The organism is Bradyrhizobium sp. 164, assembly GCF_023073715.1.
In the GTDB taxonomy this organism is placed as follows: domain Bacteria; phylum Pseudomonadota; class Alphaproteobacteria; order Rhizobiales; family Xanthobacteraceae; genus Bradyrhizobium.
In genome coordinates this window covers 158,759-182,973 of the sequence record NZ_JADPKA010000095.1, presented here as the reverse complement: position 1 = coordinate 182,973, position 24,215 = coordinate 158,759, and the positions used below count along the sequence as shown (strand labels likewise).

At 63.2% G+C, this 24,215-nt stretch carries 24 protein-coding genes and 2 pseudogenes; 8 read left to right on the top strand and 18 right to left on the bottom strand.

Going from position 1 to position 24,215, the window contains the following annotated elements; translation table 11 throughout:
* Window positions 1-81 precede the first annotated feature (81 nt).
* The 9 genes from IVB01_RS29340 to IVB01_RS29300 form a co-directional block, all read right to left on the bottom strand.
* Complete coding sequence (locus IVB01_RS29340; RefSeq protein ID WP_247277899.1) at window positions 82-1,233, bottom strand: ABC transporter substrate-binding protein; 1,152 nt, start codon at window positions 1,231-1,233, stop codon at window positions 82-84.
* Between the two features lie 90 nt (window positions 1,234-1,323).
* Entirely contained in the window at window positions 1,324-1,743 is a 420-nt protein-coding gene (locus IVB01_RS29335) for a thioesterase family protein (protein ID WP_247277898.1), read from the bottom strand.
* Window positions 1,744-1,753: 10 nt separating this feature from the next.
* Window positions 1,754-2,515: an SDR family NAD(P)-dependent oxidoreductase gene (locus IVB01_RS29330; protein WP_247277897.1), complete on the bottom strand. Its 762-nt coding sequence runs from the start codon at window positions 2,513-2,515 to the stop codon at window positions 1,754-1,756.
* A gap of 25 nt (window positions 2,516-2,540) precedes the next feature.
* Complete coding sequence (locus tag IVB01_RS29325) at window positions 2,541-4,424, bottom strand: feruloyl-CoA synthase (protein WP_247277896.1); 1,884 nt, start codon at window positions 4,422-4,424, stop codon at window positions 2,541-2,543.
* Complete coding sequence (locus IVB01_RS29320) at window positions 4,421-5,230, bottom strand: crotonase/enoyl-CoA hydratase family protein (RefSeq protein ID WP_247277895.1); 810 nt, start codon at window positions 5,228-5,230, stop codon at window positions 4,421-4,423. Before IVB01_RS29320 ends, IVB01_RS29325 begins: the two co-directional genes overlap by 4 nt.
* A 236-nt stretch (window positions 5,231-5,466) precedes the next feature.
* Window positions 5,467-5,928, bottom strand: a complete 462-nt coding sequence (locus IVB01_RS29315) for a DUF3237 domain-containing protein (protein WP_247277894.1) — start codon at window positions 5,926-5,928, stop codon at window positions 5,467-5,469.
* A gap of 12 nt (window positions 5,929-5,940) precedes the next feature.
* Complete coding sequence (locus IVB01_RS29310; RefSeq protein ID WP_247277893.1) at window positions 5,941-7,260, bottom strand: TRAP transporter permease; 1,320 nt, start codon at window positions 7,258-7,260, stop codon at window positions 5,941-5,943.
* Between the two features lie 2 nt (window positions 7,261-7,262).
* Window positions 7,263-7,772, bottom strand: coding sequence for a TRAP transporter small permease (locus IVB01_RS29305; protein ID WP_247277892.1), 510 nt, complete (start codon window positions 7,770-7,772; stop codon window positions 7,263-7,265).
* A gap of 222 nt (window positions 7,773-7,994) precedes the next feature.
* Window positions 7,995-9,011 carry a TRAP transporter substrate-binding protein gene (locus IVB01_RS29300; RefSeq protein ID WP_247277891.1) on the bottom strand — a complete coding sequence of 339 codons (1,017 nt, stop codon included), beginning with the start codon at window positions 9,009-9,011 and terminating at the stop codon, window positions 7,995-7,997.
* Between the two features lie 265 nt (window positions 9,012-9,276).
* On the opposite strand from IVB01_RS29300, the gene pobA reads away from it, so the two are divergent.
* Together pobA and IVB01_RS29290 are read left to right on the top strand one after the other, a co-directional pair.
* Window positions 9,277-10,446 (top strand): 4-hydroxybenzoate 3-monooxygenase, encoded by a 1,170-nt coding sequence (gene pobA, locus IVB01_RS29295; RefSeq protein ID WP_247277890.1) that lies wholly within the window; start codon window positions 9,277-9,279, stop codon window positions 10,444-10,446.
* Between the two features lie 245 nt (window positions 10,447-10,691).
* Window positions 10,692-11,105 (top strand): annotated as a pseudogene (locus IVB01_RS29290) (PaaI family thioesterase); the annotation flags it as partial.
* A gap of 96 nt (window positions 11,106-11,201) precedes the next feature.
* On the opposite strand, the gene IVB01_RS29285 reads toward IVB01_RS29290, so the two are convergent.
* On the bottom strand, window positions 11,202-12,086 hold the full coding sequence (locus IVB01_RS29285) for a LysR family transcriptional regulator (protein WP_247277889.1): 885 nt from the start codon (window positions 12,084-12,086) through the stop codon (window positions 11,202-11,204).
* Window positions 12,087-12,207: 121 nt separating this feature from the next.
* Between IVB01_RS29285 and IVB01_RS29280 the strand changes: the two genes are divergently transcribed.
* Complete coding sequence (locus tag IVB01_RS29280) at window positions 12,208-12,828, top strand: pyridoxamine 5'-phosphate oxidase family protein (RefSeq protein ID WP_247277888.1); 621 nt, start codon at window positions 12,208-12,210, stop codon at window positions 12,826-12,828.
* A gap of 400 nt (window positions 12,829-13,228) precedes the next feature.
* On the opposite strand, the gene IVB01_RS29275 is transcribed toward IVB01_RS29280, so the two are convergent.
* From IVB01_RS29275 to IVB01_RS29265, 3 genes are all read right to left on the bottom strand, one after another.
* On the bottom strand, window positions 13,229-13,408 hold the full coding sequence (locus IVB01_RS29275) for a hypothetical protein (RefSeq protein WP_247277887.1): 180 nt from the start codon (window positions 13,406-13,408) through the stop codon (window positions 13,229-13,231).
* 162 nt (window positions 13,409-13,570) lie between these two features.
* Window positions 13,571-14,044, bottom strand: coding sequence for a hypothetical protein (locus IVB01_RS29270; RefSeq protein WP_247277886.1), 474 nt, complete (start codon window positions 14,042-14,044; stop codon window positions 13,571-13,573).
* 86 nt (window positions 14,045-14,130) lie between these two features.
* Complete coding sequence (locus IVB01_RS29265; RefSeq protein ID WP_247277885.1) at window positions 14,131-14,688, bottom strand: GNAT family N-acetyltransferase; 558 nt, start codon at window positions 14,686-14,688, stop codon at window positions 14,131-14,133.
* 462 nt (window positions 14,689-15,150) lie between these two features.
* Here IVB01_RS29265 and IVB01_RS35795 point away from each other — a divergent pair, with 462 nt between their 5' ends.
* The 4 genes and pseudogenes from IVB01_RS35795 to IVB01_RS29250 form a co-directional block, all read left to right on the top strand.
* On the top strand, window positions 15,151-15,408 hold the full coding sequence (locus IVB01_RS35795; protein WP_346015510.1) for a sigma-70 family RNA polymerase sigma factor: 258 nt from the start codon (window positions 15,151-15,153) through the stop codon (window positions 15,406-15,408).
* Complete coding sequence (locus IVB01_RS35790) at window positions 15,395-15,697, top strand: sigma-70 family RNA polymerase sigma factor (RefSeq protein WP_346015509.1); 303 nt, start codon at window positions 15,395-15,397, stop codon at window positions 15,695-15,697. Before IVB01_RS35795 ends, IVB01_RS35790 begins: the two co-directional genes overlap by 14 nt.
* On the top strand, window positions 15,694-16,401 hold the full coding sequence (locus IVB01_RS29255; RefSeq protein ID WP_247495085.1) for an anti-sigma factor: 708 nt from the start codon (window positions 15,694-15,696) through the stop codon (window positions 16,399-16,401). Before IVB01_RS35790 ends, IVB01_RS29255 begins: the two co-directional genes overlap by 4 nt.
* A 187-nt stretch (window positions 16,402-16,588) precedes the next feature.
* Window positions 16,589-16,779 (top strand): annotated as a pseudogene (locus tag IVB01_RS29250) (pyridoxamine 5'-phosphate oxidase); the annotation flags it as partial.
* Between the two features lie 150 nt (window positions 16,780-16,929).
* Here IVB01_RS29250 and IVB01_RS29245 read toward each other — a convergent pair.
* Genes IVB01_RS29245 through IVB01_RS29235 form a run of 3 tightly spaced genes read right to left on the bottom strand, consistent with a single transcriptional unit; the run spans window position 16,930 to window position 20,474 of the window.
* On the bottom strand, window positions 16,930-17,661 hold the full coding sequence (locus tag IVB01_RS29245; protein WP_247277883.1) for an ABC transporter ATP-binding protein: 732 nt from the start codon (window positions 17,659-17,661) through the stop codon (window positions 16,930-16,932).
* Window positions 17,658-19,427, bottom strand: coding sequence for a branched-chain amino acid ABC transporter ATP-binding protein/permease (locus tag IVB01_RS29240; RefSeq protein ID WP_247495084.1), 1,770 nt, complete (start codon window positions 19,425-19,427; stop codon window positions 17,658-17,660). The genes IVB01_RS29245 and IVB01_RS29240 overlap by 4 nt, the downstream gene beginning before the upstream one ends.
* 6 nt (window positions 19,428-19,433) lie before the next feature.
* Window positions 19,434-20,474 carry a branched-chain amino acid ABC transporter permease gene (locus tag IVB01_RS29235; RefSeq protein WP_247277881.1) on the bottom strand — a complete coding sequence of 347 codons (1,041 nt, stop codon included), beginning with the start codon at window positions 20,472-20,474 and terminating at the stop codon, window positions 19,434-19,436.
* Window positions 20,475-20,651: 177 nt separating this feature from the next.
* Between IVB01_RS29235 and IVB01_RS29230 the strand changes: the two genes are divergently transcribed.
* The gene (locus tag IVB01_RS29230) at window positions 20,652-21,173 is read left to right on the top strand and encodes a MarR family transcriptional regulator (RefSeq protein ID WP_247277880.1); all 522 of its coding nucleotides are present in this window, start codon (window positions 20,652-20,654) and stop codon (window positions 21,171-21,173) included.
* A gap of 256 nt (window positions 21,174-21,429) precedes the next feature.
* Here IVB01_RS29230 and IVB01_RS29225 read toward each other — a convergent pair whose 3' ends face one another.
* Complete coding sequence (locus IVB01_RS29225; RefSeq protein WP_247277879.1) at window positions 21,430-22,713, bottom strand: glycerate kinase; 1,284 nt, start codon at window positions 22,711-22,713, stop codon at window positions 21,430-21,432.
* 196 nt (window positions 22,714-22,909) lie between these two features.
* Window positions 22,910-24,139 (bottom strand): ABC transporter substrate-binding protein, encoded by a 1,230-nt coding sequence (locus IVB01_RS29220; RefSeq protein WP_247277878.1) that lies wholly within the window; start codon window positions 24,137-24,139, stop codon window positions 22,910-22,912.
* Window positions 24,140-24,215: the final 76 nt, after the last annotated feature.

Genomic DNA, 24,215 nt, shown 5'->3' with positions numbered 1-24,215 from the left:
ATGCTGCTGCCTACCTCAACCGTAAAACAGAAGAGCCGGCCCCTTGGGCCGGCTCTTCTCGTTGCGAAACCTTCGCCGTGGCTACTTCACCAGCGAGTACTTGCCGTTCTTCACCGTGAGCAGGATGCGCGAGCGGTCGTCGAGGCCGTAGCGGTCCTTTTCGGTGAAGTTGTAGACGCCCTGGCTTGCCGCCAATTCCTTCTCCGTCAGCAAAGCCTGACGAATCGCTTCGCGGAATTCCGGCGTGCCGGGCTTGGCCGTCTTCAATGCCGCCGGAATGATGCGCTTGAGGATCTCGAACGCATCGTAGGAATGGCCGGCGAACTGGCTGCGGCTGTTCGGACCGTACTTGGCTTCATAGGCCGAGTTGAGTGCGAGGCCCGGCTTCTTGGTCAGCGCGGTGTCCGGTTGATCTTCCGGGTCCATCACGGGACCCGAGGCCATCAGTACGCCCTCGGCCGCTTTGCCGGCGATGCGGATGAAGTCCATGCTGGCCGCGCCATGGGTCTGGTAGATCAGGCCCTGATAGCCGCGCTCGCGCAGCTCGGTCTGCGGCAGCGCGGCCGCGGTGCCGGAGGCGCCGACCAGGATCGCGTCGGGATTGGCGGCGACGAGTTTCAGCACCTGACCGGTCACCGAGGTGTCGGGACGGGCGAAGCGCTCCTCGTCGACGATGGTGATGCCCATCGGCACGGCCTGGACCTTGAGGTCGTTGAACCAGAGGTCGCCATAGGAGTCGGAATAGCCGATATAGCCGAGGGTCTTCACGCCCTTGGCCTTCATGTGGTCGTACAGCACCTTGCCCACGATCGGGATCGGCTGCGGCATCGCCACCGACCATTTCATGCGCTCCGGCGTAATCGGGAAAGGCGCGAGGCCGAAATGCGGAATGCCGGCCTCGTTGGCGACGTTGGAGACCGCGATGGTCGGCGGCGTCAGCGCCGAGCCCATGATGATGTCGGCCTTGGATTCGGTCACGAAGCGGCGGGCGTTGGTGGTCGCGGTGGTGGGATCGCCGCCGTCGTCGAGCACGATCACCTTCAGCGGCACGCCGCCGATCTCCTTCGGCACGAATTCCAGCGCGTTGCGTTCGGGAATGCCGAGCGCAGCGCCCGGGCCGGTCGTGGTGGTGGTGATGCCGATGGTGATCTCGCTGGTCTGAGCCTGCGCGGGCAGGGCCGGCAGCGCCAGCGCGGCCGCGGTGATGGCAGCGGTCAGGTAAAAGCGTTTCATCTATTCCTCCCTTTACGTTCTTCTTTGAAAGCAGAAATCGGGGGTAATTCAGCCCCCTCTTTTGGTGATGCGGCGATTTAGCTCCGGGCTCTAACTCCCCGTGAATTTGGCAACCATTTCCGCGGGGAACGGTGCCGATTTCAGCTTGTCGGGGTTAACGGGATCGCGGCCGACCAGGACGCGGGTCTCGAATCCCTCGATCGCCAGCGCGTCACCCTTGTAGACGTTGTGCTTCACCTCGAAGCTCGAGCGCTTGATGCTCTCGATTCTGGTCTCGATCGTGATCCAGTCGCCGTAGGTCGAGGGGATGTAAAACTTGGCCCGCGTGTCGACCATGGGAATCCCCACCAAGCCGTATTTGCGGACCAGATCCTGTTTGGAGAATCCAGCGACCTCGAACAGGGTCGACGTCGAATCGTCGAACATCGCGAAATAGCGCGGGTAGTAGACGATATTGGCGGGGTCGCAATCGCCCCACTGGATCTGGACGTCGCGCCTGTTCACGAACATGCGACGCGCCTTATTTCGGCGCCATGCGCAGCGAGCCGTCGAGGCGCACCACTTCGCCGTTCAGATACGCATTCTCGACCATGTGCAGCGCGAGCGCGGCGAACTCGTCGGCGTTGCCGAGCCGGCGAGGGAAGGGGATCGCGGCGGCGAGCGAATCCTGGGCTTCCTGCGGCAGGTTGGCGAGCAGCGGCGTGAGGAACAGGCCCGGCGCGATCGTCAACACGCGGACGCCGAATTGTGCGAGCTCGCGCGCGATCGGCAGCGTCATGCCGACGATGCCGCCCTTCGAGGCCGAATAGGCGGACTGGCCGATCTGGCCGTCATAGGCGGCGACCGAGGCGGTGTTGATGATGACGCCGCGCTCGCCGGTTGCCTGCGGTTCGAGCTTGGACATCTCGGCGGCGGCAAGGCGCAGCATATTGAAGGTGCCGATCAGATTGACCTTGATCACCTTGTCGAAATCGGCGAGCGCCATCGGACCGTCGCGGCCGACCACGCGTTTTGCAACGCCGATGCCGGCGCAATTGACCAGCACGCGGGCCGGGCCGTGGGCCTTGGTCGCCTGCGCGATGGCGGCCTCGGCCGAGGCGGCATCGGAAACATCGCAGGTCACGGCCACGCCCTTGATCTCGGCGGCAACCGTCTCCGCGAGCTTGGCATTGAGGTCGCACACCGCGACCTTGGCGCCCTGCGCCGCCAGTTTTCGCGCGGTCGCCGCGCCCAATCCCGATGCGCCGCCGGTGACGATGGCTGCCTGATCCTTCAACAACATGGCGTTCTCCTATAGAGATGGTTTCTTACCCGACCGATATCACACGGTCCGATGGATTGGCAGCATAGAGCTCGTCGATCAATGCAGCGCGATGCTCCAGCACGGCGCGCTGGTTGATCGAGCCCTTGTCGGTGACCTCGCCCTTGTCGATCGAGAGCGGCGTGTCCATCAGGATCGCGCGCGTGATCCGTGTCGAGGAGCCGGTCGCCGAAGACAGGAAACCCGTCAGGCGTTCGCGGAACGCCTCGCGCACGAGCCGGTCGCGCGCAGCGACGACGAGATCGTCGGCGGGCAGCGTCGGATTGATCAGCCGGCAACCGTCGAGGTCGAGCACCACGAGCGCGGAGATCTCGTCACGGTTGATGCCGGCGATGACGACATCGCGCACCAGCGGCGCGCAGGCCGCAACGAAGCGCGCGCGCAAGGGTCCGACACTGACCCAGGTGCCGCTGGCGAGCTTGAAGTCTTCACTGACGCGCCCGTCGAAGTCGAAGCCGGCGTTGAGATCGTTGGGATCGGCGGGCTTGAGCGCGTCGCCCAGCTTGTAAAATCCTTCCTCGTCGAAGGACTTCGCGCTGATGTCGGGCTGGCGCCAGTAGCCGGGCATCACGTTCGGCCCCTTGGCGCGGACCTCGAGCTTGCCGTTGTTCGGCACCAGTTTTGCGTCATTGCCTGACACCGGGAGCCCGACATGGCCGGAGCGGCTGGTGCGCGGATTGACCGACATGAAGAACGGCGCGGTCTCGGTGGCACCTAAGCCGGTCAGCATCGGCACGCGATAGCCCTTCTCCTTCACCGCGAGCTCGTCGAGGCTGTTCCAGACGAAGGGCGACAGCGCCGCGCCGGAGAAGAACATCGCATGCAGCCGGTCGAAGAACTTTGCGCGCAGGCCCTGGTCGTCGCGCAAATACGGCAGCAGCGATTCGTAGCCTTTGGGTACGTTGAAATAGACCGTCGGCGAAATCTCCTGGAGATTGCGCACCGTTTCCTCGATGCCGCCGGGCACCGGCTTGCCGGCGTCCAGATACATCGAGCCGCCGTTGTAGAGCGTCAGCCCGATATTGTGGTTGCCGCCAAAAGTGTGATTCCAGGGCAGCCAGTCGACGATGACGGGCGGCTCGTCCTTGAGGAAGGCGAGCGTCTCGCGCAGCATCACCTGGTTGGCGCAGATCATGCGCTGGGTGTTGATGACGGCCTTGGGATTGCCGGTCGAGCCCGATGTCAGCAGGAACTTTGCGATCGTGTCGGGGCCGATCCTGCCGTGGACGCCGTCGAGATCGCTGCGGATCGGCGTGGCCATGAGCTCGGCGAGCAGGGTGACGTCGCGGCCCGGCACCTTGCCATAGGACGCGGCGATCTCGGTGCCGAGCGAGACATTGGCGGCGAGCGCACCCGCGAACTTGTCGGCATCCTCCGCGAAGACGAGGCCGGGCGTCAGCAGCTTCATCAGATAGGACAGCTTGCCATAGTCCTTTGACACCAGCGAGTAGGCCGGCGACACCGGGCAGAACGGAATGCCGGCATAGAACGCGCCGAAGGCGAGCAGTGCGTGGTCGATCGAATTGCCGGAGAGAATGACGACCGGCCGCTCCGCCGACAGGCCGCGCGCGATCAGGCTTGATGCGATGTGCCGGCTCGCCGTGAGCAGCTCGGCATAGGTGATCTTGCGCCAGCCGCGGCCGCCTTCGCGCTCGGCCATGAAGACGCGGTCGGGCGTCGTGTTCGCCCAATGATGCAGGCGGTCGGTGATGCGGAGGGGATAGTCGCCGAGCGGCTGCTTTGGCCTGAGATAGATCGTGCCGTCGTCGCGGCGCTCGATATGGACGACGGGATCGCCGAACGAGATGGGCCGCAGCGGGAAAGTGCTCGCGCCGCGCTCCGTGCTAGAAGAGGACGGCTGCGCGCTCATGACTTCGGCTTCACCTTTGCGGTCTTGTGTTCGAGGAACTCGCGGATCCTGCGCTTGGCCTCTTTGTCGCTCTGCGCGACGGTCGCCATCAGCGATTCCATGAGCAGGCCGGTCTGCGGATTGGCCTCCGCGATCATCGGCAGAGCCTGGAGCACGGCAAAATTCGTCAGCGGCGCGTTGGAGGCGACCTTGGTCGCAAGCTCCAACGCCTTGCCGAGCCCGTTACCGGCATCCGTCAGATATTGCGCAAAGCCGTAGGAGGCGCCTTCGGTCGCGCTATAGACCCGGCCGGTCAGCATCATGTCCATCATCCTGGCGACCCCGATCAGCCGCGGCAGGCGCACCGAGCCGCCACCACCGACGAAGATGCCGCGCTGCCCCTCCGGCAGGGCGAAATAGGTCGAGGGCTCGGCGACACGGATGTGCGCGGCGCAGGCGAGCTCCAGCCCGCCGCCGATCACGGCCCCGCTGAGCGCGGCGATCACGGGCACGCGGCTATACTGGATGCGGTCGAACACCCGGTGCCACATCTGGGAATGGAGCAGGCCGCCGGTCGCGTCATGCTCGGTCAGCTCGGACAAATCGAGACCGCTGGAGAAATGGTCACCGATGCCGTGAATGACGACCGCGCCGATGTCGTCGGGCAGGGACGCAAAACACTCGCCGATTTCCAGGATGATGCCGTCATTGAGTGCGTTGCGCTTGGCCGGCCGGTTCAGACCCACGGTCAGAACCCGGTCCGCGCGCTCGATCCTCAACAGCCCGGAGGCGCCCGCCTTAGCGGTCTCGGCGTTTCCCTGTGTCATTTGCGTCCTTGTCAGAATAGTTATGTTGTATAACGAATTTTGGGGGAGTCAAGGCGGGGGCGGTCCAGACGCGCCAGAATGCTGCTTCAAAACGCGACGTCGCCCGGCGAAGGCCGAAACCCATACCCCCAGGGAGCACTTTGGCGAAGACCCCTTGCCCGGTACTCCGGCCGTCTACAATCGATGGATCCGCGGTAGGGGTCCGGGCCTTCGCCAGGAGGACGGCGGGGCGTGTCTTACATCACCTGGTGCACATCAATCACCACGCGGCCGGCATGCCGGGCGGCTGAGGCCACGAAGATATGTTCCATCAGCCAGCGATAGGTCTCGTCGCCGGTCTCGAATCTCGGCACGGTGCGGAAATAGATCAGCTTCGGATCGACCGGCTCGCCGCGCTTGAGCTTTTGCAGCAGCTCCACCGGGCCGAAGCGCATGCCCTTGTTCTCGACATAGACGGTCGCGCCGTCGTCGGTCTGGAAGGCGTATCTGGCTTCGAGGTCGATCAGCTCGTTGGGACGGATGGTCTGGAAGTCCGCGCCGAAGGGGAGCACACGACCGGCGATCGCGCCCGTCACCTCGCCGCCGATGATCGGAATGATGCGTCGCACGCCGATCCCGGTCTCGCCGGCGCTGACGACGTCGCCGATTTTTGCCGTGATGGTGAAGACGTACTTTGTCTCGAGCGTCGGTGTGGTCATCGCGTCACCTCGTCAATGCGCCATCATCCGCGTCGGCAGCCAGGTTGCCAGCAGCGGGAAGGCGATCAGGATCACGAGGCGCACCAAATCCGTCGCCACGAACGGGATCACGCCCTTGAAGATGGTGGAGAAGGAGACGTCTTTCACCACGCTCTTGATGACGAAGACGTTCATGCCGACCGGCGGGTGGATCAGGCCAAGCTCGACGGTCATGACGATGATGACGCCGAACCAGATCGGGTCGAAACCGAGATGCGTGATCACGGGGAAGATGATCGGCACGGTGAGGATGATCATCGCCATGGCGTCCATCAGGCAGCCGAGCACCAGATACATCACCATGATCAGCGCCAGCACGCCGTAGGGACCGAGGCCGAGCCCGGTGAGGAATTCCGTGACCTTCTGCGGCGTCTGCGTCACCGTCAGGAAGTAGCCGAAGATCAGCGCGCCGATCAGCACCGTGAACACCGCGGCCGCGGTGCGCGTCGCCTGCAGCAGCGAGGCCAGCACCTTCTCGCGGTCGAGCCGGCCCGTCAGCACGCCGATGATGAAGGCGCCGGTGGCGCCGACGCCGCCGGCTTCCGTCGGGGTGAAGCGCGGCAGGAACGGCAGGCCGTACAGGCCGCCGATGACAAACACGAACAGCAGCACCGGCGCCCAGATGTCCTTCAACCCGGCAAAGCGTTCGCGCCACGGCAGCACCTTGCCCTTGGGCAGGAAGTCGGGCCTGACATAGCCGATCAGGCCGATCGTGATCATGTACATGGTCATCGCGAGCAGACCCGGGATGATGCCGGCGATGAAGAGCTTGCCGATGTCCTGCTCGGTGATGATGCCGTAGACCGCGAGCACGGTGGAGGGCGGCAACATCGCACCTAACGTGCCGCCGGCTGCGATCACGCCGGTGGCAAAGGACTGTGGATAGCCGAAGCGGCGCATCTCCGGATAGGCGACGGCGGAGAAGGTCGCGGCGGTCGCGACCGAGGAGCCGCAGATCGCGGCAAAGCCGCCGCAGGCACCGACGGTGGCGATGCCGAGCCCGCCGCGCAGATGCCCGACGAAGCCGTTGGCGGCGCGGAACAGCTCGCGGCTCATGCCGGAATTGCTGACAAAGGAGCCCATCAGCAGGAACATCGGGATGACGCCGAAGGTGTAGTCGGTGACCGTGCGCATCGAGGTCTGGCCAACCAGCTTTAGCGCGGGCGTCGCGCCGACCAGATAGGAGAAACCGGAGACGCCGACGAGGCCCATGGCCATGCCGACGGGCACGCGCAGCAGCATCAGGACAAACAGGGAAACGAAGCCGATTACGGCGACGGCATCGGTGCTCATGATCACTCCGTCGCCTTGATTTTGGGATCGTGCATCTCTTCGGGATGGAAGATCAGCCGGTAGGTGCGAATCGCGATCAGCAGCACGGCGGAGACGTCGCCGATCCATGCGATCGCGAAGAATGGCCAGGTCGGCATGTGCATGTCGAAAGTCTGGACGTTGTCGTTGTAGGTGCCGCGCACCTTGTCGAACAGCGTCCAGGTCTGCACCGTCACGACGAACAGCAGCACCAGCGTTGCGAACACGTCGATCCAGCGCTGATAGCGCGGCCCGACATTGCCCCAGACCAGGTCGACCGTGATGTGGGTGCCGCGATAGGAGGTCGCCGCGATGCCCCAGAAGATCAGGATGCCGAGCAGCATGCGGCCGATATCAAAACTGTCGGGGATCGAATAGTTCAGCGTGTTCCGCAGCAGCACCGACAGGAAGATGTCGAGTGCGACGAGGCCGACAAAGCCTGCCGCGATCCATTCGATCGAGTCGATAAAGCGATCCATCCAGGCGCGCTTCACGGGTGTGTCCTGTCGTGTGCTGTCATCATTTGATCTCGGTGTAGCCGAACTTCACCTCGCCCCGATCGCGGGGAGAGGTCGAATTCGAGCGCAGCTCGAATTCGGGTGAGGGGGAACTCTCCGCGAGTCCATCTGTCACCATCTTTGCGGAAGCAGCCCCTCACCCCAATGCTCTCCCTGTTAGAACGGAGAGAGGGGGTGGATAGAGCGCGCCGCGAAGCACTACTCCGCCAGCGCGTTGTACTTCTTCAGGGATGCCTTCAGATCCGCAAGGGCTGCATCCGGATCGGCGCCGGCCTTCTTGGCGCCGTCGCTCCAGGTCTTCACCAGCGGTTCGGCGGCCTTCTTCCAGGCCGCGGTCTGCTCGCCCGTGAGCTTGTAGACCTCGTGGCTCGATTCCGCCTTCACCTTGTCGATGCCGGCGTCCTCGAACTTGCCCCAGTGCTCGCCGACCGCGCCTGCCATTTCGACCGTGCAATTCTTGTCGATCGCGGCCTTCTGCTTGTCGGACATGGCATTGTACTTGTCCTTATTGATCACGAACACGAAGGTCGTGGTGTAGAGCGGCGCCTCCATGTCGTATTTGGTCACCTTGTCGATGCCGAACAGCACCAGGGAGCCCCAGGGGAAGGTGACGCCGTCAGCGACGCCGCGCTCGATGATGTCGCGCACTTCGGGTGCGGAGGACTGCACATTGGTGCCGCCGAGCGAAGTGACGAAATTCGCCATGGTAGCGTGGGCTGGACGGATCTTCAGGCCCTTCACGTCATCGGGAACCACGATCTTCTTGGTGCGGGAGTGGAATGAGGAGGGCGAGTGGACGAAGGCGAGACAATACTTGACGTCCTTCATCTCTTTCTCGGCATATTTGCGGTACCAGGCATCCAGCCCCATCGAGCCGCCCTTGGCGTCCGAGATCAGGAACGGCAGCTCGCCGGCGCCGATAATTGGGAAGCGGCCGGGCTGGTACCCCGGATTGACATAGGTGACGTCGGCGATGCCGTCGCGCGCCATGTCGTAATGGTCGAAGGCTTTGCCGAGCTGCTGGGCCGGAAACACCTTGCCCTTGATGGTGCCGCCGGAGTCCTTCTCGACCGCGGCCGCCCAGTCTTCCAGCGATTTCTGTAGGGGATGCGAGGCCGGCACCCAGTGCGAGATCTTCAAATCGAAGGTCTTGTCCTGCGCGAGCGCAGGCGTCACGCTTGCTGCCAGCAGCAACGCCAGACAGGCTTTCCTCATCACGCGTCTCTCCCTGTTTTCGACGGCGGGCTTCGATGGCCCCGGTCTCATTAATTAACATGTTATCTAATTGGCCGGCGTGTTCAAGCCGGAACTGACGCATGCCTCGCCGCGCCATCTACGGCAGCCATGTTGCATAGATTTGCCGCGCTGCGGCGACGACCGCTCCCCTTTTGCTCAACGATTATATGATATAATTATCGTCAGCCGGCCGGCGCGACAAGCAGGCCGCGACGAAAGCCTACAGCATCGGAAGGAGCAAGTATTGCGGACAAAAGTCGCAATCATCGGGGCAGGACCGGCCGGATTGTTGCTTGGGCAACTGCTGCACACATATGGCATCGACAATGTCATTCTGGAACGGCAGAGCCCAGATTATGTGCTCGGCCGCATCCGCGCCGGCCTGCTGGAGGAGGGCACCGTTGCGCTGCTCAACCAGATCGGCGCCGGATCGCGGGCACATGCTGAAGGCCTGGTGCATGAGGGCATCGAGCTCGCCTTCTCCGGCCGCCGTCACCGCATCGACATGAAGGCCGCGACTGGCAAGACGGTGATGATCTACGGCCAGACCGAGGTCACGCTCGACCTGATGAATGCGCGCAAGGCTGCAGGTCTCATTTCGGTGTACGAGGCCAGGGACGTGCAGCCGCATGATTTCGACGGTGCTCACCCGCGCGTCACCTATGTCAAGGACGGCATCACCCACACGATCGAATGCGATTTTATCGCCGGCTGCGACGGCTTTCACGGCGTCAGCCGCGCCAGTGTCCCAGCCACGGCGGTCGAGGAATTCGAGCGGGTCTATCCGTTCGGCTGGCTCGGCATTTTGTCCGAAACGCCCCCGGTCAGCCACGAGCTGATCTATTCCAATCACGCGCGCGGCTTTGCGCTGTGCACCATGCGCTCGACCAAGCGCAGCCGCTACTATGTGCAGTGCTCGCTCGAAGACCATGTCGACCAATGGCCGGACGAGCGTTTCTGGGACGAATTGAAGCGCCGGCTCGACCAGGAGGCGGCCGACCGCCTCGTCACCGGTCCTTCGATCGAGAAGAGCATCGCGCCCCTGCGCAGCTTCGTCGCCGAGCCGATGCGCTTTGGCCGCATGTTCTTGTGCGGCGATGCCGCGCACATCGTGCCGCCGACCGGGGCCAAGGGGCTGAACCTCGCCGCGAGCGACGCGCATTACCTGTCGAGCGCGCTGCGCGAATTCTATGACGAGAAATCCAGCGCCGGGATCGACGCCTATTCCGCCAAGGCGCTGGCGCGGGTCTGGAAGGCCGTGCGCTTCTCCTGGTGGATGACCTCGATGCTGCACAAATTCCCTGACACCGGCACCATCGGCGCTCGAATCCAGCTCGCCGAGCTCGATTACGTCACGCACTCGCAGGCCGCGATGACGTCGCTGTCGGAGAATTATGTGGGGCTGCCGTTCTAGGACGGTGCGTCCACATCGTCATTGCGCGCCAACGGGTCCGCGCGAAGCGCGGCCCGATGACAGGCTCCGCGAAGCAATCCAGAAATCTCCGCGGAGACAGTCTGGATTGCTTCGTCGCAAGGGCTCCTCGCAATGACGGCGGGATCGTTTCAAACGCCCGCGCAAATCCCGTTTAAAACTTTGTAGGTGATGCGTTCGTCACGTCCATCGCGTTCAATGCCAACGATCAGCAACGCGAGACAGCCATGACCGCACCCGATATCCCCGCTGGCTTCGAGCCGCTCTTTCGCAAGAGCCCTCTCACCGAGCCCTGGGAGCCGCTCTACGCGAAGAAGACCGACAAGGCCGTCATCATCGGCCTGCGGCTGGCGAAGCCGCACACCAACGGCCGCGGCCTGATCCATGGCGGCCTCATCACCGCGCTCGCTGACAATGCTATGGGCTATAGCTGCGCGCAGGCGACAGGCTGGACCACGTCGTTCGTGACGGTCTCGCTCTCGGTCGATTTCGTCGGCTCCGCCGAGATCGGCCATTGGTGTTCGATCGAGAGCGACGTGATCAAGACCGGCAAGACGATCTGCTTCGCACAGTGCCTGATCAAGGCCGACGATACCGTGATCGCGCGGGCGAGCGGGACGTTCCGCGTGGTGCCGAAGAGGGATGACCGTCATTCCGGGGCTCGCGAAGCGAGAACCCGGAATCTCGAGATTCCGGGTTCGGTCCCGCGGACCGCCCCGGAATGACAGTCATCATCATCATCCGAACCTCCATTGCGTCGTCTCCACTACGAGATCGATGAAGGCGCGCACCTTGGCCGAGAGCAGGCGCGAGGTCGGATAGACGATGTGGATCGGCAGTGCCGGCTGCTCATATTTCGCCAGCACGATTTTGAGCCGCTCGCGCTTCAGTCCTTCGGCGGCCTGATAGGCCAGCACCCGCGTCAGGCCGCCGCCGGCCTCGGCATATTGCAGCGCCGCGTCGGCGCTGTTGCTGATAAAGCGGGGGGCCGGCGTCACCTCGATGTCGCGGCCGTCGCGCAGGAAGCGCCATGCGGACCAAGGGCCGAACTGGATGGTCTGGTGCGAGACGAGGGCCTCCGGCGTCCTGGGTTCGCCGTGACGTTTGAGATAGCCGGGTGCGGCCACCACGATCCGCCGCATCTCGCCGACGTGGCGCGCGACGAGTGAAGAGTCTGCGAGATGGCCGATGCGGACGGCGGCATCGATGGCGTCTTCCACGAGATTGACGAGGTTGTCGGACAGCCGCAATTCGGCTGTGACTTCGGGATAGCGCTTGAGGTAGGCGGTCATTACCGGTCCGACATGAAGCCGGCCAAAGCCGACCGGCGCCGACACCACGAGACGTCCGCTCGGTCGGCTGCGCTCTTGCCGCGCCGAGCCGTCGGCCTCCTCGACGTCGGCGAGGATGCGGCGGGCGCGCTCGAGATAGCGGGTGCCGACGTCGGTCAGCGTCACCTGTCGCGTGGTCCGCTGCAACAGTCGCGCACCGAGATGTTCCTCCAGCGCAGCGATCAGCCGGGTCACTGCCGAGGGCGATAGGCGCAGCTTGCGCGCCGCCGGCGCGAAGCCGCGCAAATCGGCGACGGTGACGAAGACGTGCATGGCTTCCAAGCGATCCATGGCATTATTGCATATATTGCAACGGTGAAGTGTCAAGCGGCCAGATTGTTCTGGGCGTTGGCAAGTCCATCTTAGCTGGCGAAAGACGGAAGAATGCGCCGGAATTTCAGGAGACGTTCCGATGACAGCAGCCCACACCTATGCCAGCGACGTCGCCTTTTCGCCGGCGGTGAAGGCGATTCAGGCGCGCAAGGGCTCGCGAGAGGCCTATGCCCGCGCCGAGCAGCGCGGCTGGCGCACCGAGGTCGACGACAACCTCGCGGCGTTCCTCACTGAGGCCAACAGCTTTTACTTCGCCACTGCCTCGGCGGACGGCCAGCCCTACATCCAGCACCGCGGCGGCCCGAAGGGATTTCTCAAGGTGCTCGACAAGCAGACGCTCGCCTTCACCGACTATGCCGGCAACCAGCAGTTCATCACCCAGGGTAATCTCTCGGAGAATCCCAAGGCCTACATCTTCATGATGGACTACGCCCATCGCCGCCGGGTGAAGATCTGGGGTGAGGCGCGCGTCGTCGAGGACGACGAGGCGCTGATCGCGTCGCTGATGCCGAAGGGCTATCGCGCGCGGCCGGAGCAGGTGATCCTGTTCAAGATCGCGGCGTGGGACACCAACTGCCCGCAGCACATCCCGCAGAAGTTCGATGCGGCGGATGTGGCCGCTGCCCTGGCGGCGAGGGACGCGAGGATTGCGGAGCTGGAAGCGGAGGTTGCGGCGTTGAAGAGCGAGAAGGCGAGCTGAGCTTTTCGCCTGTCCTCGCTTGCCGGGAGAAGGGGGTGCTCCGCGATTGCAACTCGCAGTGATTTTGCGGAGCCAGCGCCGCAGCTATACAGGGCGTGCATATGCAGTGCACGATTCTGGTGGAGGAGTACCGACAGGCGACGATCGGGGAGTATTCGTCGCTCGTGAAGCAAACGGCGAGGCGCGAGTCCAACGTGCAAGCACATACACTGGCCATGTGCATCAAATGCGCGAAATTGCCAGGAGGCGATGTTCTTATTCGAGCTCAAGCAGGAGTTTTTATCGCGCGGACTGGGACCGCCAAGAGTGCTTTCAAGGCGCGCTCCTGCTTGACCATTTGCATGTTTGAGCTTCCCCAGCCAAAGCTCCAATCGATCGACCGCGAGCTCGATGATTCAATTCATGGCATTACTGCCGCCGCCACAAGATCGCCGCTGGCCAGACCTGGACTTTCTGCGGCGAGGTAAATCGCAGCGAGCGCAAGCACCGCGAACGCGGCATATCCAAGCAGGATCAATCCATCGTAACTGCGAGCCGTTAAATCGGAGGAAGTGTTTTGGATGCGATCTGCTATCGTCATGTCAATTACTCCCCGTTGAGAAACACAGTGGTCGCATGCCGAATGGAGCAGCGATGTGGGTTCGCGCGGAACGCTGGTTCGAAGTTTAGCGCGCGACTTCAATTCAATCCGCCAAATCGCACGATGCGGATGTGCTGTCCTGGCGAATTAAGTTGCATGACTTCAGTGTCCGTGGGTCCAGGCAGAAGGTATCCTACGCCGATGAGAGCGAACAGAACGGCGGAGTAGGCCAACGACCAGCCAATCTGCCATCTCCGCCAAAATCTGCGGTCCTTGGGACTTAGCTCGTAGAGGTACTTTCTCCGTTGAGGCTCCAAATATTCTCTCATTTGACGCTCCATCATCGGCCCCCGTCTTGCGGATCCCTGCTCGCCTCCACATCGTCAGACCGACAATGGTCAGACATCCGAGCGTGTTAAGCGCGAAAATGGTCGCCATCGCAGCGTCATGCGAGACGATCATGGCGTAGCTTACAGTCGCTATATTTGCGGCGGAGAACAGCAGCCAGGTAAAGACTGAAACTGCCTCGGCGCCATTGCTGTCGCGGTGGACGCGCACGATCTGGGGAAAATAGCCCAACAGTCTCGCTGTGTTCAAAAATGCGAATGCGCCAAACGAGTAATCTGCCAAAGTCATGTCTGCACTCCAAATATCCGAGTATCCTGCGCTTTTCTGTGAACCAGCTCATAAGGCTCGGGAGCAGAAGAGGCCAAATTTGTCCTTCACGTAGCTCTTCGAATTGCCGGCAAATCATCGGCAATGGGAGTTCCCAAATGTCTTGCGATCGTTGGCCTCTGCGCAAGATCGATCCGGGCACGGAATGTGCCAAAGGCAAGATCGATCCTGGCTCCCGCCCTTTGCACAAGTCTTCGCATCGGCCAGTTGTCGCTCGCGTAGATAAGATCAACGCTTCGAGCATCCATATTCAAGGCGTGAAGCATCGACGCATTCAGCAGGCGCCTGCCCATTCCACGCCGACGCGATCCTCGCTCTACCACCATCAGAAGCTCCATCACGTCGGAGCCGCCGCGCCGATAGAGCTCCAGCATCCCGCGAAGCCTCTGTTCGGAGAAGATTCCGAGCATGAGCGCAGCATTGTCGAGTGCGCTGATCGCATGAAGATCAAGCACCGCGTCAGAGACCGGCACGCCAAACCGGCGGCAGCGGGTCTCAGCATCGAGCGTGGACAAGAATGCCTGCACCAATGGAAGCTGCCGAATGTCGAGCTGACAGATGTCAGGATCATAGTGTTGGGGGTTGGACCACAACAGCACGTCCATGTCTGCTCGCGCGATTCCTCTAATCGCCGCCATTGGTGCCCCTTTGAGCGAATGCTGGAATTGCCCAAGTGTACCGATGTTCAGTTAACTTGGCCCGGTGCGGAAAAATTCCCGGTGGCCACCAGAAATCTTTTTCGCCGGGGCTTGGGAATAAACAACGGCGTCTTCGAGTCCAGTTGTGCCGTTAGATTCAAGTGCCGGGTAGGCCGTTCGTCGCGATTCAGGCAAGCGCCCGTTTTTGTCCAGCAAGAGCCCTGCAGCGGTGAGATGCGGCAATCTGCTTGCGACGCCTCATTTGCAGCGGAATAGTCCATTCGAATGAGGTTGGCTGCCGCTGCGGCCGGTACTCCGAGTTGCGAGGCTGCTTGTCCTTTGAAGAACGCTACAGCGAGCGTCCCCTTATTTTTCTGCAGACCGGGAATAATTGGTTCCATATTTGAGTTGATTAGGCAGGGGATGAGCTTGAACCCCAACGACGACAGGAAGAAATTCGCGACTGTCGTAGCGCCCTATCTCGCCGACGCGCATGCGTTTGCGCGCTGGCTCACGCATAACCGTGCAGATGCCGAGGACGTCGTCCAGGAGGCGTGCATCAGGGCGTTTCGCGCATTACCGCGGTTTTCGGGACCGAATGCACGCGCCTGGCTGCTGACGATAGTGAGGAATACTGCCTTCACCTTACTCAGGGAAAAAAAAGGCCGCGGCTTTGGTCAGCCTTGACGAACTGAGCGAGGGTGATCGCTCCATTGCCGAGCGGGGAGGTGAACTGGATGCGTCAGGATCACCGGAAGCAGCGCTTATTGCCGCGGCCGAGGCGGCGAAACTTGAAATGTTCATCGCGGCCCTGCCGCCGGAATTCAGGGAAGTACTGGTCTTGCGAGATATCCAGGGGCTCGAATATCGCGACATCGCTGACATCACGGGTAGTCCGATCGGAACCGTGATGTCGAGGCTTGCGCGAGCCCGCCAGAAGCTGATTGCAGGAATGAAGGAGGAGAGATGCTCATGACACTCTCCGACGACAATGACGTGCATCTCATTCACGCCTATCTCGACGGAGAACTCGACGTCACCGCCGCGCTCACAGTCGAGCGCAAGATCGCAAGCGACCCCGACTTGCGGAAGCTCGCAGATGAAGTTGGTGCCTTGAAGAAAGTGCTTGCCGAGAAATTCCCGCCGGAGCCGCTTCCGCCGCGGCTCCGATCGCGGCTCGAGGCCACCTTTGGGCTCCAAACGAGACAACGAACGCCCAGTTGGGCCAAGATGGCAGCCTCGATCTTGGTCGTAGCTGCCCTGTCAAGCACCTTGACGGGAATCGCACTCCGCGGGACCGCGCAGCGGGATATCGTCGTAGCCGAACTCTTCGACGGCCATCTCCGCTCGCTAATGGCAGCACGGCCCACCGATGTCGTTTCCTCGGACAAGCACACCGTCAAGCCCTGGTTCAACGGTCGGATCACGGAATCGCCAACGGTCGTTGATCTTGCTGCTCAAGGCTTCGAACTTCTCGGCGGACGCGTTGATGTCGTCGGCAGGACTCCGCTGTCGACCCTGGTATATCGCAGACGCGAGCACGTGATCAGTCTGACCGAAATCTCCGTGCATCATCACCTGGACGTGCCCTTCGAGTTGCGCACTGAGAATGGCTTCAATATGGTCAGATGGTCAGATGGTCAGACCGTGAGCGATCCTACATCGCAATTTCAGATCTGAACGTGAAGGAACTCGAAGCATTTGTGAAGATGTTCCGAGGTAGTGCCAGCTAGTATCAAGCTGACCTGCGTGAACAAGCCTCATCGGACGTGGCAGTCAGCCGAAGGAGCCGCGGATGTCGTCGCTACGCCGGCAAAAACGCCGTGGGCTAAATCGGTACGAGAAATTGGGCGAGGAGCTATATGCGAAGGGGTACCGCGCGCGGCCCGAGCAGGTGATCCTGTTCAAGATCGCGGCGTGGACGCCAACTGCCCGCAGCACATCCTGCAGAAATTCGATGCCGCGGATGTGGCCGCTGCGCTGGCGGCGACGGATGCGAGAATCGCGGAGCTGGAGGCGGAAGTCGCGGCGCTGAAAGAGAAGGCGGCGGGCCGTTAGGCACGGATTTCGCAGCACCCTCCGCCGTCATGCCCACGAAGGCGGGGCATCCAGTACGCCGCGGCCCCTCGGTTCAATCACAACCGTCTCGGTACTGGATCGCCTGCCTTCGCGGGCGATGACAAGGGGGGCCGCCGAAGCCCCTCGAATCTACAACGCACTCTCGCCTTCGTGCTGGAAGCCGAGATAGCTGGCCGCGACGCGCTCGTTTGCCGCGATGTCGCTGGCCTTGCCGCTGAGCGCGAACTCGCCGAGCTCCATCACATAAGCCTGGTCCGCGATCTTCAGGGCGGCCTGCGCGTTCTGCTCGACCAGCAGGACGGAGACGCCGCTGGCGCGGAGCTCGGTGACGATGCGGAAAATGTCGGCGACGATGATCGGGGCGAGGCCGAGGCTCGGCTCGTCCAGCATCAGGAGCTTCGGCTCGCCCATTAGCGCACGGCCCATCGCGAGCATCTGTTGCTCGCCGCCGGAGAGCGTGCCGGCGAGCTGCTTGCGCCGCTCCTTCAACCGCGGAAACAGCGCGTAGACCCGCTCCATCGAGGCTTTCGCCCTGCGTCGCTCGATGCGGAAGGCGCCCAGCTCGAGATTGTCCTCGACATTCATGGTCACGAACAATTCGCGGTGCTCGGGAACGAGGCCGAGGCCCATCGCGACGCGGTCCTCGATATCGAGCTGCGCCAGATCCTGGCCCGCAAAGGCGACTCGGCCCTTGAGCGGCAAAATGCCCATAATGGCCAAGAGCAGCGTGGTCTTGCCGGCGCCGTTGGCGCCGACGATGGTGACGATCTGGTTGGCCCCAACCTCGAGCGAGACCGAGCGCACGGCCTCGACCTTGCCATAGGCGACATGTGCGTCGGTGACGGACAACAGCGCGCTCATGCCGCCACTCCGAGATAGGCCTTGATCACTTCGGGATCGCTCTTGATCGTCGCGGGTGTTCCCTCTGCGATCTTGGTGCCGAAATCAAGCACCACGATGCGGTCGGCGAGGTTCATCACGAAACCCATGTCGTGCTCGACCAGCAGCACGCTCATGCCGCCGTCGCGCAAGTCGCGCAGCAGGGTCGCGAGCCGTTGCTTCTCCATATGGCGCAGGCCGGCGGCGGGCTCGTCGAGCAGCAACAGCATCGGATCGACGCAGAGCGCGCGGGCGATCTCGACGATGCGCTGCTGTCCCAGCGACAGCGAGCCTGCAAGCTGGTGCATCTGCTCGGCAAGGCCGACACGCTCGATCTGGCGGGCGGCCTCGGCAAGCAGCTTGGCCTCGTCGGCACGGTCGAGCCGCAGCATCGAGGCGATCGGCCCCGAATGGCCGCGCAGATGCGCGCCCATCGCGACGTTCTCCAGCACCGTCATGTCGGGGACGAGCTTGACGTGCTGGAAGGTGCGGGAGATGCCGAGCTTGACGATCTCCTGCGGCGGCGCCTTGTCGACCTTGTTGCCGAGCACCGAGATCGAGCCCGAGGTCGCCGACAGCACGCCGGTGATCAGGTTGAACGTCGTGCTCTTGCCGGCGCCGTTCGGGCCGATCAGCGCGACGATCTCGCGGGCCTGGACGTCGAAGGAGACGTTGTTGACGGCGGCTACGCCGCCGAACTGTTTTCGCGCTTTTTCGACCTGGAGCAGAATGCCGGATGGGCCCGCAGCGCGAGTGCGTGATTCGAGCTTCAACGAGGTATCAGGCTTCCCGCCGCTGGTGCGCTCGGGCATGAACGACATGAACCAGGGCCAGAGGCCGCCGGGCGCGAGCTGCAGCAGCGCCACCAGCATGATGCCGAACACGATGGTCTCGACCTGACCGGAGCCGGGCAGGATCAGCGGCAGATAGCTTTGCAGCACCTCCTTCAGCACCACGACGATCGCCGCGCCGAGCACGCCGCCCCAGACATAGCCGGCGCCGCCGACGACCGCGATGAAGAGATATTCGATGCCGGCCTGGGCGCCGAACGGCGTCGGGTTCACCGCGCGCTGAAGATGCGCGTAGAGCCAGCCGGAGAGGCCGGCCAGCACCGCGGCATGGATGAACACCAGCAGCTTGGCGCGCGGCGTGTGCACGCCGAAGGCTTCCGCCGCGACATGGCCGCGCCGGAGCGCGCGGATGGCGCGGCCGGTGCGTGAGTCCAAGAGGTTCATCGTCAGCAGGGCCGAGACGATGACGGCGACCCAGATCGCGTAATAGATCGACCCGGGAGAGAGCATTTTGAACGCGCCGATCGACAGCGGTGGGATCGCCGAGATGCCGTCGTTGCGGCCGAGAAACTCCAGCTTGCTGAAGAGGTAGAACAGGCCGAGTCCCCAGGCGAGCGTGCCGAGCGGCAGGTAATGACCGGAGAGGCGGACGGTGATCAGCCCGAGCAGCACCGCGAGCGATCCGCTGACCACGAGCGACAACGGCAGCGTCAGCCAGGGCGACAGGCCGTAGCTCGTCGACAGCACCGCGGTGGTGTAGGCGCCGAAGCCGACGAACGCCGCTTGCCCGAACGAGGTCAGACCGCCGACGCCGGTCAGCAGCACGAGGCCCATCGCGACGAGGGCGGCAAGGCCGATATTGTCGAGCAGCACGATCCAGAACGGCGGCATGCCGGGCACAAACGGGATCGCCGCCATGACAAGCGCGAAGATGAGGATGGAAAGCCGGCTCTGCATCGCGCGTCAGTCCTTCTCTTCCTCGACCGCGGGCGCGGCGAGCGAGCGCAGCAGCAGCACCGGGATCAAGAGCATGAAAACGATCACCTCCTTGTAGTTGGAAGCATAGAAGGACGAGAACGCCTCGACGATGCCGACGACCAGCGCCGCGACGGCCGTCAAGGGGTAGCTGACGAGGCCGCCGATGATCGCGGCGACGAAGCCCTTCAGGCCGATCAGGAAGCCGGAGTCGTAGTAGAGCGTCGTGATCGGCACGATCAGGATGCCCGACAGCGCGCCGATGACGGACGCCAGCAGGAAGGCGATCTGCCCTGACAGCGTGGTGCGGATGCCGGCGAGCCGTGCCCCTAACCGGTTGACGGCGGTGGCGCGCAGCGCCTTGCCGTAGAGTGTCAGCCCGAAGAACAGCCAGAGACCGATGATGAAGGCAATGGTGATGGCGTAGACGGTGATGCTCTGGCCGGTGAAGCGCAGCGCGCCCGCGGTGAAGGCGCCGGACAGCACCGCCGGTCCGCGCTGGCCTTCGGCGCCGAAGAACAAAAGGCCCAGCCCCTGGAGCGCGAGGTGTACGCCCACCGATGCGATCAGCAGCACCAGCACGGAGGTGTGCGCCAGCGGTTGGAAGGCGATCCGGTAAAGATACAGGCCGATCATCGCCACGATCACCAGCGATAGCGCGATGCAGATTGCCACCGGCGGTTTCTGGGCGGCGAAGTAAACGGTCAGCGCCAGCACGATCGCCGGCAGCACGATGTTGGCAACGATGCTGCGCAGGATCAGCCGCCCGTGCAGCGCCTTGCGCGCCACGAACAGATCGAAGACGAAGGCGCCGATGCCCAGCGCCAGCGCGAGTTTTGCCGTGCCCGGCATCTGGCCCGCCGCCAGCGAGGCATAGGTCAGCGCGCCATAGGTGACGAATTCGCCCTGGGGAATGAGGATGACGCGGGTGACGGCGAACACCAGCACCAGCGCCAGGCCGAGCAGCGCATAGATCGCGCCATTAGTGATGCCGTCCTGCACCAGGAACAGCATGATGGTGGTATTCAAGACCGGACGCTCCCCCTAAAGATTACGGACCGGTCCCCCCATTGTGGTGGACGGTCCGCTCACAGCCATTGAAAAACGCTGGCGATATTTGATATGGTCCATAACAATTATCAAATATAATCTCAAGCGTGGCGCGGGCGATCGGGCCGAATTTAGCGGGATTACGAGCAAGAGGCGATGACCGTTTCCAAAACTGCTGAAAAGTCCTCCGAAAAGCCGGCCGACATGGCCAAGGGCCGCAAGGACGCGGCCGAGGCTCAGCCCGAGGCGCTCCAGCTCGGCGAGCTCTCGGAGCAGCTTGGCTACGTCTTGAAGCGGGCACAGCTCAAGGTGTTCGAGAATTTTTTGCGTTGCATGGCCACGCTCCAGCTCACGCCGGCGCAATTCTCGGTGCTGCTGCTGGTCGAGAAGAATCCGGGCCGTAACCAGACCGAGATCGCCTCCACCCTCGGCATTCTCCGGCCGAACTTCGTGGCGATGCTCGACAATCTCGAAAGCCGCGACCTTTGCGCGCGGATCCGCTCCACCAACGACCGCCGCTCGCATATCCTGGTCCTGACCGACAAGGGCAAGGCCGTGCTGACCCGCGCCAAGAAGCTCGTTGCCACCAAGCACGAGGCGCGGCTGAACGACCTGCTCGGGCAGGCCAACCGCGAAACCCTGCTCGCGATGCTCGCGAAAATCGCCAACGAGTTTTGAGGGGGCGGGGCCGCGTACCGAGCCGTCTCGTGGCAAGCCCAAGCCACATTCTCCGCTGTCATCGCCCCGGCTTGCCGTCTTCGCTAACGCTTCGCCGGCCCAACACCGAGGAGCCCGGCGAAGCTTTAGCGTAGCCGGGACCGGGCGATCCAGCATTCCAGAGCCGGCGCGGCTAAATCGAGAAGCCGCGGCGTACTGGATTCGCCGAAGGCGAGACCCGGTGGCGGGGAATGACAGCGCAGTGTGGAGAGCGACCTCAATCCACCAGGATCACGCGGATATCGTTCACATTGGTCAGCGTCGGGCCGGGCTGTAGCAGATCGCCGGTCGCCTCGAAGAACGTGGTCGCGTCGTTGTTGTCGAGATAGGCTTCTGGCTTAAGCCCCTGCGCCTTCATCTTGGCGAACGTGGCCGCGTCGATCAGCGCGCCGGCGGGGTCGGTGGGATGGCCGGCGCCGCCATCGGCGCCGTCGGTGTCGCCGGCCAGCGCCGAGATGCCAGCCGCGTCCTTTAAGAGGCCCGCGAGCGCCAGCGCGTATTCCTGGTTCGGTCCGCCGCGCCCGTGGCCGCGCACGGTCACCGTAAGCTCACCGCCGGAGAGGATCGCGACGCGCTTGCCTTGCGCGCGCGCTTGCAGCGCGAGCTTGGCATGATCGGCAGCGACCTCGCGGGCCTCGCCTTCGAGATCGGCGCCGAGGTCGATGGTCTCGTAACCGGACTCGCGCGCCAGCCTCACGGCCGCGTCGAGCGACTGCTTGGGCCGCGCGATCAGCTCGAAATGCGCGCGCGCGAAGGCGGCGTCACCGGGCTTGCAGCTTTCATTGGCGGGATCGTCGAGCGCGCGGCGCACGGCGTCGTCGATGTCGAGCTTGTATTTCGCCACGATCGCTCGTGCATCTGAAAGCGTGGTCGGATCCGGCACGGTCGGGCCGGAGGCGATCGCGGAAGGGTCGTCGTGCGGCACGTCGGAGATCGCCAGCGTGACGATCTCGGCGGCATTTTTGCCGGCACGCGCCAGCCGGCCGCCCTTGATCCGCGACAGATGTTTCCTGACCGTATTCATCTCGCCGATCGGCGCGCCCGAGCGCAGCAGCGCCTTGTTGACCGCCTGCTTCTGCGCGAAGCTGATGCCGTCCACCGGCGCGATCCAGTTCGCCGAGCCGCCGCCGGTGAGTAGCACCAGGAGCAGATCGTCCGGCCCGGCCTCGTCCGCGAGCGCGAGCGTGTCGGCCGCGCCTTTGAGGCCAGCCTCGTCAGGCACGGGATGGCCGGCCTCGACCACTCGGATGCGGCGCGTCGGCACGCCATAGCCATGGCGCGTGGTGGCGATGCCGACGAGGCGCTCCGGCGCGAGCTTCAAGGTGTCGAGATAGTGCCGCTCCGCGGCCGCGGCCATGGCGCCTGCGCCCTTGCCGGCGGCGAGGCAGATCACCCGTCCGTTGGGCGCCGGCCGCAGGTGCGGCGCCAGCACGACGTTGGGATGGGCGGCAGCAACGGCAGCGTCGTAGAGTGCGCGGAGCAGGGGACGGCGGTCGGTCATGACGAAGGCCTTGGGCAGGGTCTCGGGCGAAGCGATGGCGGCGATACCGCCGCTCCCCTGCCTACCGCATCGGGCGCCAAAGCGTAAGCGGGCACTGCCATCATTCGATTATGCAATCGCGTGATCATAATCGGCGCGCAAGCAAAAACCCCTGCGCGAGCCGCGCAGGGGTGTTCTCGTCATCTGTTTCAGAGGGCTAGCCGCCGGCTTCAGCGTTGATCACGTCGCCGAACAGCTCCCAGCGCTCGCCCTTGAAGCGCTGCAGCTGCAGCGAACTGATCGGCGCGAAATCGGTCGGCGAGGTGTTGATCTTGATGCCCGGCAGCAGCACCTCGGTGCGGAAGTCCTTCAGGCTGGCCGCCTGTTTCATGACATTCGCGCGCGTCAGCTCGTCGCCGCAGTTCTTCAGGACCTGGACCAGCGTCTGCGCAACGCCGTAGCCGACGATGGTGCCGCCGTCGGTCTTGTCGCCTTCGGGGAAGTATTTCGTCATGAAATCAAGAAATGCTTTCATCCCGGCGTCGTTGGCCCATTGCGTGTCTGTGGTGTCCTTCAGATAGGCCGCCGAGATGATACCCTGCGCGTTTTCGAAGCCTGCCGGCTTGATCACGCTTCCGACCGAGGCCGAGACGTTGTTGAGGAAGTGGGTCGGTTTCCAGCCGATCTCGGCGTTCTTCTTGATGGCCTGCGCCGCAAATTTCGGCGTGGTGATGTTGACGAAGACATCGGCGCCCGTCGCCTTCAGCTTGACGATGTGATTGTCAATGGTCGGTTCCGACGTCTCGTAGCTTTCCTCGGCTACGATCATGTTCGTGGCCTTCGAACCAAGCCCGTCCTTCAGGCCCTTGAGATAGTCCTTGCCGTAATCGTCGTTCTGAAACAGAACGGCAATCTTCGCGTTCGGCATCTCCTTCAGGATGTACTTCGCGTAGATCTGCGTCTCGCTCTGGTAATTTGGCTGCCAGCCCATCGTCCAGGGGAAGTTCTGCGGATCGTTCCACTTGGTGGCGCCGGTGGCGACGAACAGCTGTGGCACCTTCTTCGAGTTCATGTATTTCTGGATCGCCGAGTTCGGCGGCGTGCCGAGCGAGTTGAAGATGAGCAACACCTCGTCGCTCTCGACCAGCTTGCGCGCCTGCTCCACCGTCTTTGGCGGTGAATAGGCGTCGTCATAGCTGATGAAATTGATCTTGCGGCCGTTGATGCCGCCCTCGTCATTGATCTTCTTGAAATAGGCGGCTTCGGTCCGCCCGATGATGCCATAGGCGGAGGCCGGTCCGCTGTAGGGCATGATGTTGCCGATCTTGATCTCGGTGTCGGTCGCGCCGGTATCGTATTTTTTCTGGGCCGATGCAGTGGAGGCCGAGGTCGCAATGAGCGCGAGCGCCAGTGACGCGGCCGCAAATTTGCCGGTGACAGCGGGCATTCCTATCTCCCTATTTTCTTGGTGTGCGCGTCCTTCTTCTTGGCTTGATTGTTTTGGCGACGCTGCCGCAATTCAA

Coding starts and splice junctions, on each gene's coding strand:
- IVB01_RS29230 (WP_247277880.1), top strand. CDS start 20,652: ATGACCGTTTCCAAAACTGCTGAAAAGTCCTCCGAAAAGCCGGCCGAC.
- IVB01_RS29280 (WP_247277888.1), top strand. CDS start 12,208: ATGACAGCAGCCCACACCTATGCCAGCGACGTCGCCTTTTCGCCGGCG.
- IVB01_RS29245 (WP_247277883.1), bottom strand. CDS start 17,661: ATGAGCGCGCTGTTGTCCGTCACCGACGCACATGTCGCCTATGGCAAG.
- IVB01_RS29310 (WP_247277893.1), bottom strand. CDS start 7,260: ATGAGCACCGATGCCGTCGCCGTAATCGGCTTCGTTTCCCTGTTTGTC.
- IVB01_RS29270 (WP_247277886.1), bottom strand. CDS start 14,044: ATGACTTTGGCAGATTACTCGTTTGGCGCATTCGCATTTTTGAACACA.
- IVB01_RS29315 (WP_247277894.1), bottom strand. CDS start 5,928: ATGACCACACCGACGCTCGAGACAAAGTACGTCTTCACCATCACGGCA.
- IVB01_RS29325 (WP_247277896.1), bottom strand. CDS start 4,424: ATGAGCGCGCAGCCGTCCTCTTCTAGCACGGAGCGCGGCGCGAGCACT.
- IVB01_RS29300 (WP_247277891.1), bottom strand. CDS start 9,011: ATGAGGAAAGCCTGTCTGGCGTTGCTGCTGGCAGCAAGCGTGACGCCT.
- IVB01_RS29265 (WP_247277885.1), bottom strand. CDS start 14,688: ATGGACGTGCTGTTGTGGTCCAACCCCCAACACTATGATCCTGACATC.
- IVB01_RS29285 (WP_247277889.1), bottom strand. CDS start 12,086: ATGGATCGCTTGGAAGCCATGCACGTCTTCGTCACCGTCGCCGATTTG.
- IVB01_RS29255 (WP_247495085.1), top strand. CDS start 15,694: ATGACACTCTCCGACGACAATGACGTGCATCTCATTCACGCCTATCTC.
- IVB01_RS29220 (WP_247277878.1), bottom strand. CDS start 24,139: ATGCCCGCTGTCACCGGCAAATTTGCGGCCGCGTCACTGGCGCTCGCG.
- IVB01_RS29275 (WP_247277887.1), bottom strand. CDS start 13,408: ATGACGATAGCAGATCGCATCCAAAACACTTCCTCCGATTTAACGGCT.
- IVB01_RS29320 (WP_247277895.1), bottom strand. CDS start 5,230: ATGACACAGGGAAACGCCGAGACCGCTAAGGCGGGCGCCTCCGGGCTG.
- IVB01_RS29340 (WP_247277899.1), bottom strand. CDS start 1,233: ATGAAACGCTTTTACCTGACCGCTGCCATCACCGCGGCCGCGCTGGCG.
- IVB01_RS29330 (WP_247277897.1), bottom strand. CDS start 2,515: ATGTTGTTGAAGGATCAGGCAGCCATCGTCACCGGCGGCGCATCGGGA.
- IVB01_RS29240 (WP_247495084.1), bottom strand. CDS start 19,427: ATGCAGAGCCGGCTTTCCATCCTCATCTTCGCGCTTGTCATGGCGGCG.
- IVB01_RS29225 (WP_247277879.1), bottom strand. CDS start 22,713: ATGACCGACCGCCGTCCCCTGCTCCGCGCACTCTACGACGCTGCCGTT.
- IVB01_RS29335 (WP_247277898.1), bottom strand. CDS start 1,743: ATGTTCGTGAACAGGCGCGACGTCCAGATCCAGTGGGGCGATTGCGAC.